Annotated in this window: 9 protein-coding genes; 5 read left to right on the plus strand and 4 right to left on the minus strand. The window is 68.2% G+C overall.

Annotated features, from left to right (window positions below):
- Window positions 1-311: 311 nt before the first annotated feature.
- From FJU31_RS15035 to FJU31_RS15050, 4 genes are all read right to left on the minus strand, one after another.
- A complete protein-coding gene (locus tag FJU31_RS15035; RefSeq protein WP_150455461.1) occupies window positions 312-1,025 on the minus strand; it encodes a M15 family metallopeptidase in 714 nt (237 codons plus the stop codon).
- On the minus strand, window positions 958-2,499 hold the full coding sequence (locus FJU31_RS15040; RefSeq protein ID WP_150455462.1) for a serine hydrolase domain-containing protein: 1,542 nt from the start codon (window positions 2,497-2,499) through the stop codon (window positions 958-960). The genes FJU31_RS15035 and FJU31_RS15040 overlap by 68 nt, the downstream gene beginning before the upstream one ends.
- Before the next feature lie 173 nt (window positions 2,500-2,672).
- Entirely contained in the window at window positions 2,673-5,696 is a 3,024-nt protein-coding gene (locus FJU31_RS15045; protein ID WP_150455463.1) for a TonB-dependent receptor, read from the minus strand.
- A 51-nt stretch (window positions 5,697-5,747) separates the two neighbouring features.
- Window positions 5,748-7,214, minus strand: a complete 1,467-nt coding sequence (locus FJU31_RS15050; protein WP_150455464.1) for a transglutaminase-like domain-containing protein — start codon at window positions 7,212-7,214, stop codon at window positions 5,748-5,750.
- 131 nt (window positions 7,215-7,345) lie between these two features.
- On the opposite strand from FJU31_RS15050, the gene FJU31_RS15055 reads away from it, so the two are divergent.
- The 5 genes from FJU31_RS15055 to FJU31_RS15075 all read left to right on the plus strand — a co-directional run bounded on the left by FJU31_RS15055 (window position 7,346) and on the right by FJU31_RS15075 (window position 12,912).
- Window positions 7,346-8,785: a C40 family peptidase gene (locus FJU31_RS15055; protein ID WP_150455465.1), complete on the plus strand. Its 1,440-nt coding sequence runs from the start codon at window positions 7,346-7,348 to the stop codon at window positions 8,783-8,785.
- On the plus strand, window positions 8,782-9,876 hold the full coding sequence (locus FJU31_RS15060; RefSeq protein WP_150455466.1) for a dipeptide epimerase: 1,095 nt from the start codon (window positions 8,782-8,784) through the stop codon (window positions 9,874-9,876). The genes FJU31_RS15055 and FJU31_RS15060 overlap by 4 nt, the downstream gene beginning before the upstream one ends.
- 115 nt (window positions 9,877-9,991) lie before the next feature.
- Window positions 9,992-10,840 (plus strand): MurR/RpiR family transcriptional regulator, encoded by an 849-nt coding sequence (locus FJU31_RS15065; RefSeq protein WP_150455467.1) that lies wholly within the window; start codon window positions 9,992-9,994, stop codon window positions 10,838-10,840.
- Window positions 10,841-10,855: 15 nt separating this feature from the next.
- Window positions 10,856-11,617, plus strand: a complete 762-nt coding sequence (locus FJU31_RS15070) for a L,D-transpeptidase family protein (RefSeq protein WP_150455468.1) — start codon at window positions 10,856-10,858, stop codon at window positions 11,615-11,617.
- Window positions 11,614-12,912, plus strand: a complete 1,299-nt coding sequence (locus FJU31_RS15075; RefSeq protein WP_150455469.1) for an APC family permease — start codon at window positions 11,614-11,616, stop codon at window positions 12,910-12,912. The genes FJU31_RS15070 and FJU31_RS15075 overlap by 4 nt, the downstream gene beginning before the upstream one ends.
- Window positions 12,913-12,933: the final 21 nt, after the last annotated feature.

The following is a 12,933-nucleotide window of genomic DNA, read 5'->3' on the forward strand; positions in this document are numbered from 1 at the left end:
CGGTTGAGGGGGCGTGAGCCGCATGGATGCGGCGACCGAGCTTACATGGACGTACTTGCAGCGTCCCCCTCAACCGGGGGGGGGGGGCCCCCCCCCCCCCGCCCCCCCCCCCCCCCCGGAGCGGGGGGGGGGGGGGGGGGGGGGGGGGGGCCCCCCCCGGGGCCCCCCCCCCCCCCCCCCCCCCCCACCCCCCCCCCCCCCCCCCCCCCCCCCCCCCCCCCCCGCCCACCCTCAGGAAACCAGCTTCTGCCTCTGACGTTGACGTTGATGTGCAGCAGGTGCAGGGCTGCAAGCCCTGCAAAAGAAACCCATTACCGCACTGGAAAATCGTACGCGGTGCCGGCATCCGGTTCCGGCTGCAGCGTGTAGTGCCACCACTCCTGCGGGTAGTTGGCGAACCCACGCCGCGCCATCGCCTGCAGCAACCGCTGCCGGTTGCCGCGCTGCGCCGCCGTCAGCCCCGCCGCGTCGGTATGCGCGCGCACGCCGAAGAAATCGAAATCCGTGCCCATGTCCATCACCACGCAGGCGCCGGCCCGGCAATCGAGCAGCCCCAGGTCCACCGTCGCGCCCCGGCTGTGGCCCGAGCGCTCGGCGATGTAGCCATCGGCCAGCAGCCGCGGCTTGTCCAGGCCCGGGTACTGCAGCGCCTTGCGCGACTGCTCGTGCGGATCCTGCACCCAGGCCATGAACGCCTGTACCGAACGCACCGGGCGATAGCAGTCGTAGAGGCGCAGCGCATAGCCCTCGGCGCGCAGGTCGCCTTCCACCGCAGCCAGTGCCTTCGCCACCGGGACCAGCAGGTAGCATGATGGAGACTCGTAACCCGGCACGCGCGTGCCGGTGAAGTTGTTGGCGCCGGCGTAGCGGATGTCCAGTTCGATGCGCGGCGCCAGCGTACGGATCTCCAGCAGACCGGCGCTGGCCGCATCGGTGGCCGGCGAGATGCGCGGTGGCTCAGCGGCGCGCGTGCTGCCCGCCAGGGCAGTCGCCAATACGAGTGAAATGCAGGTCCTGGAAGTCATAACTGAAGTCGATGTCCGGATCGAGGGCACGCAGCTGCAGCGTGGGTGGTGCACCGGCGTCGGCCTGCAGCCATGCCTGCGCGGAGGCCTCCAGCGTATCCCAGTGCAGCAGCCAGCGACCCTGCAGCTGCATCACCTGCGCCTGCAGCTTGGGCGATTTGTCCACGCTGAATCGCAGGCCGTCCTTGCCCGGGCACAGCGAGGCCGGGCCCAGCCACGGATCGCGGTAGCGGCCCTGCCACTGCGGCAGGGCATCGCGCGCCACCGGCAGCGCGGCCGCCGTGGACGGACGCCCGCCTCCGCTGGCGGCACGCTCGGCCTGGTTGGCACGCAGCTCTGCCAGGTACTCCATCGCCGGCGGCGCTGCGCCCACAGCGGTGAAGCGCTTCAACATCGACTGCATCAGCACCGTGCGTGCATCCTCGCCCTCGCCGTTCACCAGCATCACCACGCCCACCCTGCGGTCCGGCAGCAGGGCCAGCGAGGAATACATGCCCGACAGCGTGCCGGTGTGCGCCACCTTCCACTGCCCGTCCATGTCCGAAACACGCCAGCCATAGCCGTAACCCATGAAGTGCGCGTTGTCCCAGCGACGCTGGCGCTCGCCCAGCGGCATCGGCATGTGCAGGGTCCACACCGTGCGCCGCTGGTCGCTGCCCAGCCAGCCGGGCACCAGCGCGGGGTCCAGCAGCACCTGCATCCAGCGCGTCATGTCGCGCAGCGAGCAACGGATGCCACCGGCCGCCATCGACGTCAGGTCGGGGCTGGTCGCGCCATCGGCGTTGATCACTACGTTGCGGCCCCCACGCCAGGCATGCGGCTGGGCGACGTTGCCCACGCGCTTCACCGACCATGCGCCCACCTGGCAGCGGTCCATGCCGAGCGGCTTGAATACCTGCTCGCGCAGCAACTGGTCATAGGGTTTGCCGCCGGCGGCGGCCGCCACTTCACCGGCCACCACGTACATCAGGTTGTCGTAGGCGTAGCCGCTGCGGAAGCTGCTGACCGGCTTCAGGTGGGCCAGGCCGGCGATGATGTCCGCGCGGGTATAGGCGTTGGGCTCCGGCCACAGCATCAGGTCGCCGGCCCCCAGGCCGAGGCCACTGTTGTGGATGAGCAGATCACGCACCTGCATGTGCTCGCCCACCCACGGGTCATGCATGGTGAAACCGGGCAGGTGCTTCCGCACCGGATCATCCCAGCGCAGCCTGCCCTGCTCCACCAGGCGCGCCAGCAGCGCGGCGGTCATGGCCTTGCTGTTGGACGCGATCTTGAACAGCGTGTCCTCGTCGATGCGGCCGCCATCCCCGCGCGCACCTTCGGCGTGCTGGTAGACCACCCTGCCCTGCTCGACCACGGCCATGGCCAGCCCGGGCAGGTGCGCGTGCTCGACCACGGCGGCGACATCGGCATCGATGGCGGCGGTGTCTGTCGATTCCGCCGCCACCGCCGCGAACACCATCACTGCAGCCATGCAGATGTAACCTCGGCAACGACGCGCGGTTGCGTGCGCGTAGAGTCGAGCTTGCTCGACTGACCGGCGTCTAACACCCCGCGAAAGGCAGTCGAGCAAGCTCGACTCTACCAAGGCGCGGGCACCTCGCGAAGCGCAGTCGAGCAGGCCCGACACCACCCGCGCGGCAGGCCTCAGAAGTTCCACGTCACCACCAGCTGCGTGTACCGCGGTGCCTGCCAGCGCGTGCCGGTGGCGAAGGTCGCTTCACGGTACTGGCCCGGCTGTGCTTCGTAGCGCTGGTGCACGTTGATGGTCTTCTGGTTGTTGGTCAGGTTGTACACCGACAGCCGGGCGCTCAGGTCGATGCCCTCCACCGGCAGGCGCCAGGTGACGTTGGCGCCCATCGTCCAGGTCCACGGCAGGCGACCGAACGCCCCGCGCGGGCTGTATTCGAACTGGCGCTGGTCATACGGCCCGGAACAGTTGGCCACGCACAGCCAGCCGGTGCCGCCGCCACTGCCTTCGCTGGAGGTGCTGCCACCGGCGATGGTGTCGTTCGGCCACATCACGCCATAGGCAGTGATCGGGCCGCCGGACTGCACCTGCAGCGTGGTGCCGAACGACCACTGCTGGTTCAGCGCATAGGCCGCGCGCAGCTTGATCTGGTGGCGGAAATCGTTGAACAGCACGCCATAGCGTTCGTTGGTAGCCGGATGATCCCAGTACTGCACCATGCCGGTGTCGCCGTAGTTGGTATCGGAGTTCACCGGGCCTTCGAAGTTGCCATCGCTGCGCGACCACAGGTAGGAGGCGTTGAACAGCCACTTCTCGTCCCAGGCGCGGTCGATCTGGAACTCCAGGCCCTTGTAGGTGCGCTTGGGCTTGGAATAGCCGATGACCTCGCCGCTGCCACCCTTGCGGTAGCCGCTGTTGGCGGTGTCGATGGTGATCCAGCCTTCGGTGGCGCAGCCGATGCTCTGGTCGCCCCACAGGGTCAGGCTTTCGCCGGGGTTGCCGATCGGCCACAGCGTGCTCGGCGTCGGGCCGCATGGGGTGTAGTTGATGCGGATGTCATCCAGCGCGCGGGTCATGCGCCGGTACGTCGCGTTGACGCCCCACGACCAGGCGGCGTTGATCATGTTCTGGAAGCCGAGGATGTACTCGTCCTGGTAGACCGCCTTCAGGTCGCGGTCCACGCTCTGCCGCAGGTCGGCGCCGCCGGTGTTCATGCGCGTATCGGTCGGCCCGATCTGCGCGCCGATGATCGGCGCCATGTACGCCGAACCGGTCGGCGAGGTCTTCTGCTCCCAGCCTTCCAGCACGTAGTAGCTGTATTCGTCGGTGAGGCCACCGGCGAAGTTGACGTTGATGTTGTTGGTGACCGGCAGGTAGTAGCGGCCGGCGTTGCCGAACAGCTTGGCGCTGCCATCGCCGCGCATGTCCCACGAGAAGCCGACGCGCGGGGCGAACAGGTCGTCCATCTTGATGAAAGCCTTGCCCTCGGCGGTGCGGTTTTCGAAGCGGTCCCAGCGGATGCCGAGGTTGAGCATCAGGTTCGGGGTGATGTTCCAGATGTCTTCCAGGTAGAAGGCATTGGCTTCGGTCTCGAACGTGCCGCCGGACTGGCGGTTGCGGGCGCGCAGCATCTCGGTGACGCCGGCTGGCACGTAGGCATTGGCGCCGTCCCACACTTCATCGCCGGGCCGCGCCACGTAGGCGGTGTAGCTCAGCGCCGTCGGCCCCGGGTAACGGGTCGACTGGTCGGTGGTCATCAGCTCGCGGTCGAGACCGAAGCGCAGCAGGTGGTCACCCAGCTGCCATTCGAAATCCAGGCGGGCGACATCACGGGTGTCATCGCGCTCGGCCACGGCCGTGCCAGTGGGATGGCAGCCGGCACGCAGGCCCTGCAGCTTGCCCAGGCGCGGGCCGTAGGTGCTGTCGGTCAACACCGGGCTGCAGGCCTGGTCCAGCGAGGAGTTGGTGAAGGCGCGCTGGTTGTTCTGGCCGACCATGGCGCGGGCGGTGAAGTTCTGCCCGAAGTGGCCGGTGTAGGTGGCCGACCAGTTGCGGCCGCCGGTTTCGGTGATCGAATCACCGCCCCAGTCGCCGATGCGGTCGTCATCCCAGTCGTAGCCATACGACGCGTTGGTGACATCGCCCTCATCTGAGAACGCCAGCAGCGCAAGGCTGTGGTTGTCGTTGATGTTCCAGTCCAGCTTGGTGCCCCAGAAGCCGTTGCCGGAGTTGTTCTTGAACCAGGTACTGCCATCGGACGAGGTGTTGTGGCCGCGGTCGTCGCGGTCCTCGTACATGGCGAACAGGAACAGCGTGTCCTTGATGATCGGGCCCGAACCCCAGACGTTGGTCTTGAAGAACGAATTGTTGTCCCGGCTGCCGTAGGCGTGCGCGGTGCCGTCGCGGTGGAAGTGGTCGCGCCCGCTGGCACGCCATGCGCTGGGCTCGGCGGTCACTTCCACGCCGCCCTCGAATTCGTTGCTGCCCGAGCGGGTGACCGCGTTGATGACACCGCCGGTGGAGCGGCCGAACTCGACCGAGTAGCCCCCGGTCTTGACCTGGAACTCGTTGAAGAAGGCGAACGGTGCGGTGCTGAAGCCACGCCGGGTATACATGTCGGTGACGTTGAGGCCGTTGATGAACACCGCGTTCTCGGCCACCGACGAACCGGCGAAGGACAGGCCACCGAACGAGGCGTTGCCACCGACTACGCCCGGTGCCATCAGTGCGACGGCGGACAGATCCTGCGCCACCGGCAACCGCGAGATTTCCTGGCGGTTGATGTTGAACGAGGTCTCGGTGGAGTAGACGTCCACGCGGTTGATCACGCGCGTGCCGGTCACCTGCAGCGCATCCAGGTTGGTGACGCCGCCGGCGCTGGCCAGGTTGACCGTGGTGGTGCCACCGACTGCCACGCTGACAGCCACCTGGTCACCCAGTTTCTGCCCCTCGCGGCTGAGCTGCAGCTGGTAATCGCCTACCGGCAGCTGGCCGAGGCGGTAGCTGCCATCGGCGCCGACGGTGACGGTACGGGTCAGGCCGGTGCTGCTGCTGACCACGGTGACCTGGTCACCGGCGGTTGCGCGGCCGGCGACGGCGCCGCTCACGGTCTGGGCCATTACGGTGCTGGGCAGCATGATGCCCAGACACGCCCCAAGGGCGACGCACAACGCCGCCCGCTTGATGCTGTAAGCCTTCATCCCCTGCTCTCTCCTGCAAGAATTGAATGGTGTGGTGGTGGAGGTAGTGCGCTAGCGTTGCCCGGCCGGCAGTACCCGCCACTGGAAGTCGTCGTCCCATTGGTCGAAGTACAGGTTGCCGCCCGCCCACTCGGCCTCGCCGCGCTGCGAGTCGACCGTTTCCGAGCGGTAATGCTGTTTGGCGGGCACGAACGGCTGGCCGAAATCATCGTTGAAGGCGATGCGGTAGCCATCCAGGCCACCGAGATAGAAATCGCGCAGTGCGGGCGTCTCGCTGGCCAGCGCACCGGTGGTCACATCCATCGGCAGCCAGCCATACGGCGCCAGATAGACCGCACCCCAGTCGTGCAGGTTGCTGTAACCGCTGCCGTCATCGGAGAACACCCGGCCCGACTGCCAGCGCGCGGGAATGCCGTTCATGCGCAGCAGGGCGATCAGCAGCAGCGTCTGCTGCCCGCAGTCGGCATGCCCGGCACGCAGGGCGTAATCGCTGATGTTGCTGAGCGTGGAATATTCGCGGGCGCCGGCCCAGGGAATGCGATCGACCGCGGCGTACAGCCTGCGCACCACTTCATACGGGCGCGTCTCACCCTGCAGCACCTGGTCGGAAAACAGCTTCAGTGCCGGGGTGAAACGCACGTGCGGCAGCTGCTCAGCGAGGAACGGCTGCAGCGCCGGATCGGCCGGGGTGGCTTGCACGCGTGCCGGGTCTACCGCCGTATGCCGCGCGAAGATCGTGGCCGCGTAGCGGATCTCGAACCGGGTCGGCTGCCCGGCCACCGCCTTCGCCTCCAGATAGGCGGTGCGCTGCAGGGTGCTGGCCGGGGCGACGCGCGCCTTGCCCGGCGTGCTGCCCAGCCACTGCACCTGCTCCTGCTGCCCGGGAATCTCGCGCGGGTACGGAATCCACGCGCGGATGGTTTCGCCGGCCGGCACGGCATCGGCCTTCACCGTCAGCGACTGGGTGAACGCAATGCGCTGCGGCAGTACCGACGTCTCGCCGCTCTGATCAGCGGCAGCGACCACGCGTGCGTGATGCGCGTTGAGCACTTCGTTCTGGCCCGCCGCCGGCAGCGGTGCATCGGCACGGCGGCGCGCGCGTGCCTCATCGCTGAGCCGGAACAGGTTGGACGGTGCGCGCTTGAAGTACCAGCGCGTACCGTCGATATCGAGGTGTTCGATCAGGTCGAGCTGATCCCAGCGCGCGAATTCGGCATCGGTCAGGTCGGGAATCCAACGGCGCACGGCGGCTATCGCGGCGGCCTCGTCCAGGCTGAAATCCAGGCGGATGCGGCGCATGCGTTCGCGCTGCCAGGCCGCGGTGACGGGCAGATCGCCGCGCGCCAGCAGGCCTTCGGCTAGCGCGAAGCGGCCACTGTCGACCAGATCGATCAATCGCGTCTCGCCTGCACCCTGCTCCCGCACATCCTGCGCCGCTGACGACGACGCCCACAACAGCAGCACGGCACACAGGCCGGCAGCGGCAGGCAGACGCAGTTTGCGAACGACGGGATCCACGGCGACACTTCCCCAGCGCGGGTGGTAACGGCTGTGTAACACGGGCCGGGTAGCCGGTCAATAATTTATTCTTGCTTTCATGGCCGAAAGGAATAAGTATTCCCGGAGGCATTGAGGAGGGTGTGCAGCGCATGATCCTGGCTTCCCGCGAACCGCGCCGGCATTGGCCGCGCCGGTTGACCCTGGCCCTGTGCCTGCTGGCGGCACCCGCCTTCGCACAGGCGGCACCGCCACCCGATCCCGGCACGCCGCTGCCCTATGTCATTGGCCTGCACGAGGCCTACCTGACCCCGCAATACTGGGCCGCGCGGCTGGACAACGCCGATGCGCCGATCCTCGACCGCGCGCAGATCGACGCGCTGAACGCGCGCATGCGCAGCGAGGATGCACACATCCAGGACATCGCCGCCCTGCCCGCACAGCTGACCGCTGCGCAGGTGCGCACCAGCATCACCGCGCTGTCGAGCTGGCCGACACGGGCGCTCCATGACGACCAGGGCCAGCCCATCGCGCCGGCGCTTCGTGCGTCCATCGAGGCCAACCTCGGCCTGCAGGCGATCGCTGCACAGGCAGCGCCGCAGTACGGCCTGGTGGTGAAGCGCGCGGGACTGCGCACCTTCCCGACCCGCCAGCGCGTCTTCAGCAGTACCGGCGATACCGATATCGACCGCTTCCAGGAATCGGCGCTGTTCCCCGGTGACAAGGTTGCGGTGGTCCATCGCAGCGCCGACGGCCGCTGGCTGTTCGTGCACAGCGAACGCTACAGCGCGTGGATCGAAGCCGAATCTGTGGCCACCGGAGAGAAAGCCAGCGTGCTCGGTTACGGCGCGCAGGGCCCGTATCGCATCATCACCGGCGCGGTGGCGCACACCGCGTTCACCCCGGAAGAGCCGCGCGTGTCGCGCCTGCAGCTGGACATGGGCGTGCGCCTGCCGGTGCTGGCCGACTGGCCCGCGGCCACGCCGGTGAACGGCCAGCAGGCGCATGCCGCGTGGGTAGTGCAGCTGCCGGTGCGCGAGGCCGATGGCCAGCTAAAGCTGGTGCCGGCGCTGCTGCCGCGCTCGCAGGACACCGCCGGCGAATACCTGGCGCTGACCCCGCGCCTGCTGCTGCAGCAGGCCTTCAAGTTCCTCGGCGAACGCTACGGCTGGGGCCACGACTACGACACCCGCGACTGCAGCGGGTTCGTCTCGGAGATCTACCGCAGCTTCGGCGTGCTGCTGCCGCGCAATACCAGTGCCCAAGCCGTCAGTCCGGCGCTCGACCGGCTGCCCTTCACCGAGAAGACCGGCAAGGCTGCGCGCGACCGCGCCGTGAACCAGCTGCAGGTGGGCGACCTGGTCTACATCCCCGGCCACGTGATGATGGCCATCGGCCACGTCGACGGCCGCACCTGGGTCATCCACGATACGGCGGGCGGCAGCTGGTTCGGTGCCGACGGCACTCGCGTGCAGGCCCACCTCAATGGTGTCTCGGTCACCCCGCTGGAGCCAATGATGGCCAGCGATACCGTCCGCTACATCGACCGCATCACCAACATCCAGCGCCTGCGGGCCAAGACTGCCGAATGAAGATCACCGCCATCGAACTGGGCATGCTGCGCGTGCCGCTGAAGACCCCCTTCAAGACCGCCCTGCGCACGGTGGAAACCGTGGAAGACGTGGTGGTGCTGATCCGCACCGACACCGGCAACACCGGCTACGGCGAAGCGCCGGCCACTGCAGTCATCACCGGCGATACCCACGGCTCGATCATCGAAGCGATCCGCCACTTCATCGCCCCGCGCCTGATCGGCCAGGACGTGGTCAACCTCAACCACCTGTGCGCGCTGGTGCAGACCGCCATGGAGCGCAACACCAGCGCCAAGGCGGCGGTGGAAATCGCTCTGTACGACCTGTGGGCGCAGCTGCACGGCGCACCGCTGTACCAGATGCTGGGGGGTGGCGATCCGGTCATCACCACCGACATCACCATCAGCGTGGACTACATCGACAAAATGGTGGCCGATTCGCTGTCGGCCATCGAGCGCGGTTTCGAGTCGCTGAAGATCAAGGTGGGCAAGGACATCGGCCTGGACATCGAGCGCGTCAAGGCGATCCATGCCGCTGTGCAGGGCCGCGCCCTGCTGCGCCTGGATGCCAACCAGGGCTGGACCGCCAAGCAGGCCGTGCATGCCATGCGCACGCTGGAAGACGCCGGCGTGGTACTGGAGCTGCTGGAGCAGCCGGTGAAGGCGGCCGACATCAGCGGCCTGAAGTACGTCACCGACCGCGTCAACACACCGGTGATGGCCGACGAAAGCGTGTTCAGCCCGAGCCAGGTGATGGACCTGATCCAGCAGCGCGCGGCCGACATCATCAACATCAAGCTGATGAAGACCGGCGGCCTGTCCAACGCGATCCGCATCGCCGATATCGCCGGCATCTACGGCGTGCCGTGCATGATCGGCTGCATGATCGAATCGAGCATCAGCGTGGCCGCCGCCGTGCACCTGGCCGTGGCCAAGAGCGATGTGATCACCAAGGTCGACCTGGACGGCCCCTCGCTGGGCCAGTTCGACCCGGTCAGCGGCGGCGTGCATTTCAACGAATCGGAGATCAGCATCAGCGACGTAGCGGGGCTGGGCATCACCGAAGTGCGCGGCCTGGAGATGCTGGGTTGATTCGCGCAGTCGAGCACGGCTCGACTCTACGAGGGCCGCACCCCAGTAGATCCACGCCATGCGTGGATGCTGTAGACCACGCCACAGAACGCCAACCCACGCCCGGACACCCCGCATGCCGCCCCTGCTGAAAATCCGGACCGAGCGCGGGCAGATGTCGGCCATCGAACGCCGCATCGCCGATTTCATCCTCGACAACGCCCACCTGCTGCGCGACTACTCTTCGCAGCAGCTGGCCAGCGCGCTGGGCATCAGCCAGTCCAGCGTGGTCAAGTTCAGCCAGAAGCTGGGCTTCAAGGGCTACCCGGACCTGAAGTATTCCATCGGCCAGGACGTGGCCCGCGCCGGTGCCGACCCGCAGCAGGCACCGGACGAACCGGACAACGCCGATCACTACCTGCGCCTGGGCGATGCCCTGCGCCGCAGCAAGGCCCAGGCCGAGGAAGAGACCCGCCAGGCCAACCCGCGCGAGGAGATCGAACGCATCGTGCAGCTGCTGGACGGTGCGCCCAAGCTGTTCGTGTACGGGCTGGGCGATGACGGCCTGTTCGCGCGCGAATTCGCCATGCGCCTGTCCCTGCTCGGCCTGCTGGTGGTGCCGCACACCGATCCGGTGCTGCTGCTGGCCAACCTGTCGGCCGCACGCCGGCGTGATGCGCTGCTGGTGTTCTCCGAATACGGCAACCTGCCGCAGCTTTCGCAGCTGTCGCGGCAGTTCCAGAACATGGGCGGCAAGGTGGTGTCGATCACCCGCCACACCGCCAACCCGCTGCGCGCGCACGCCGATGCCTCGCTGGGCGTATGCGCCTACGACCGAACGCCGCAGGTGGCGCAGCTGCTGTACCGTAGCGCCATGCATGCCCTGCTCGACTTCCTGTTCGTGCTGCTCTGCCACGCCAATCCAGATCGCCAGCGGCAACTTGCGGTGAACCTGGAACGCATTGACCACCTGCTCGATTCCTGACCGGAGCGCCTGCTGATGAAGCCGCTGTCCCGCCTTGTCACCGCCGCGCTGCTGCTGGCCGCGTCGCTGTCCCTCCACGCCGCGCCGCTGGATGGCGCGCGGCAATTGATCGTGGTCACCAGCGAGGGCTGGGACAGTACCCAGGGCCAGCTGCAGGCCTTCGTGCGCGATGGCAAGGGCTGGCGCGCGCAGGGCACGGCCTTCCCGGTGTCGCTGGGCCGCAGCGGCAGCGCCTGGGGCCTGGGCCTGCACCCGGCACAGGGTGACGGCCCGCAGAAGCAGGAAGGCGATGGCCGCAGCCCGGCCGGCGTGTTCGCGCTGGGCAGTGCGTTCGGTTATGCCGGCACGCGCCCGGGTACCGCGATGGCCTACCAGCCGATGCTCGACAGCAGCTACTGCATGGATGTGCCGGCCTCGCCGTTCTACAACCGCATTGTCGATGCGGCCAAGGTCGGCCGCGCCGCCGTGGAGGGCTCCACCGAACCGATGCGGCTGGACCTGCACGACAGCGGCGACGTGCGTTACCAGGAAGGCTTCGTGATCGCGCACAACCCGCAGAACCAGCCCGGCAAGGGCAGCTGCATCTTCGCCCACCTGTGGCGCCAGCCCGGTGAGGCGACCGCCGGCTGCACGGCCATGCCGCAGGCGCGCATGCAGGCGCTGCTGGATTGGCTGCGGCCGCAGGACACGCCGCGCTTCGTGCTGCTGCCGCGCGCCGAGTACGCGCGCCTGCAGGCGCAGTGGCAGCTGCCCGCGTTGACCGGAGCACGCTGGTGAGCGCCCAGAACGAGCCGCAGCTGCAGCGCGCGGTCAGCCGCTGGCAGATCGTCGGCCTGTCGATCAACGATGTCATCGGCAGCGGCATCTACCTGCTGCCCGCCGCCACCGTCGCCCTGCTTGGCCCCTTCAGCCTGTGGGGCGTGGTCGCCGCTGGCATCGTCGTGGCGCTGCTGGTGCTGTGCTACGCGCAGGCCGCCAGCTACTTCGATGAGCCCGGCGGCAGCTACCTGTATGCGCGCGAGGCGTTCGGCCGCTTCGCCGGCTTCGAGATCGGCTGGATGATCTGGCTGACCCGCATCAGCTCGGCCGCCGCGCTCAGCAATGCGCTGGCCGATGCAGTCGCGCGCTTCTGGCCGTGGGCCGGCGCCGGCCTGGGCCGCATCGCGGTGACCGTGGTCTCGCTGGGCTTCCTCACCGGGGTCAACGTCCTCGGCGTGCGCTCGGCGGCGCGTACCGGCATCGTGCTGGTCATCGGCAAGATGCTGCCGCTGCTGCTGTTCGTGGCCATCGGCGCGTTCTACATCGACCCGCAGCTGGCGTTCTCCGGCCAGCGCCCGGACCCGCACGACCTGCAACGCATGGGCGAGGCCGCGCTTCTGCTGCTGTACGCCTATGCCGGTTTCGAGAACATCCCGGCCGCCGCAGGTGAATACCGCAACCCGCGCCGCGACATCCCGTTCGCGCTGATCACCATGATCGTCACCGTCACCGTCATCTACGGTGCGGTGCAGCTGGTGGCGCAGGGCACGCTGGCAGGCCTGGCCGGTTCGGCCACGCCGCTGGCCGATGCCGCCGCCGGTTTCGGTGGCGAAGCCCTGGCACTGATCCTCACCGTCGGCGCCACCATCTCCATCCTCGGCACCAACAGCAACACGATGATGATGGGCCCGCGCTTCCTGTTCGCCCTGGCCCGCGATGGCTACGGCCCGAAGGTGCTGGCGCAGGTGCATCCGCGCTTCCGCACGCCGGCCGCGGCGATCTTCTGCCAAGGGCTGATCGCGCTGGGGCTGGCCCTGTCCGGTTCGTTCGTGCAGCTGGCCCTGCTCTCGATGACCACACGCCTGTTCGCCTACATCGGCACGGCGGCGGCGGTGCTGGTGCTGGCCAAGCGCTACGCCGACCGGCCGGGCGCACTGAAGCTGCCCGGTGGCCCGCTCATTCCGGTGCTGGCCCTGCTGCTGTGCGTGGGCCTGTTCGCCAGTGCCAGCTGGCAGAACATTGCCGCCGCGCTGGTCGCCTTCGCCATTGGCGCGGTGATCTACAAGCTGCCGCGCAAGGCCGACGCGACCTGATCTTCACGCAACCGGCCCGGG

It is taken from the genome of Stenotrophomonas cyclobalanopsidis (genome assembly GCF_008710035.1).
GTDB lineage: Bacteria > Pseudomonadota > Gammaproteobacteria > Xanthomonadales > Xanthomonadaceae > Stenotrophomonas > Stenotrophomonas cyclobalanopsidis.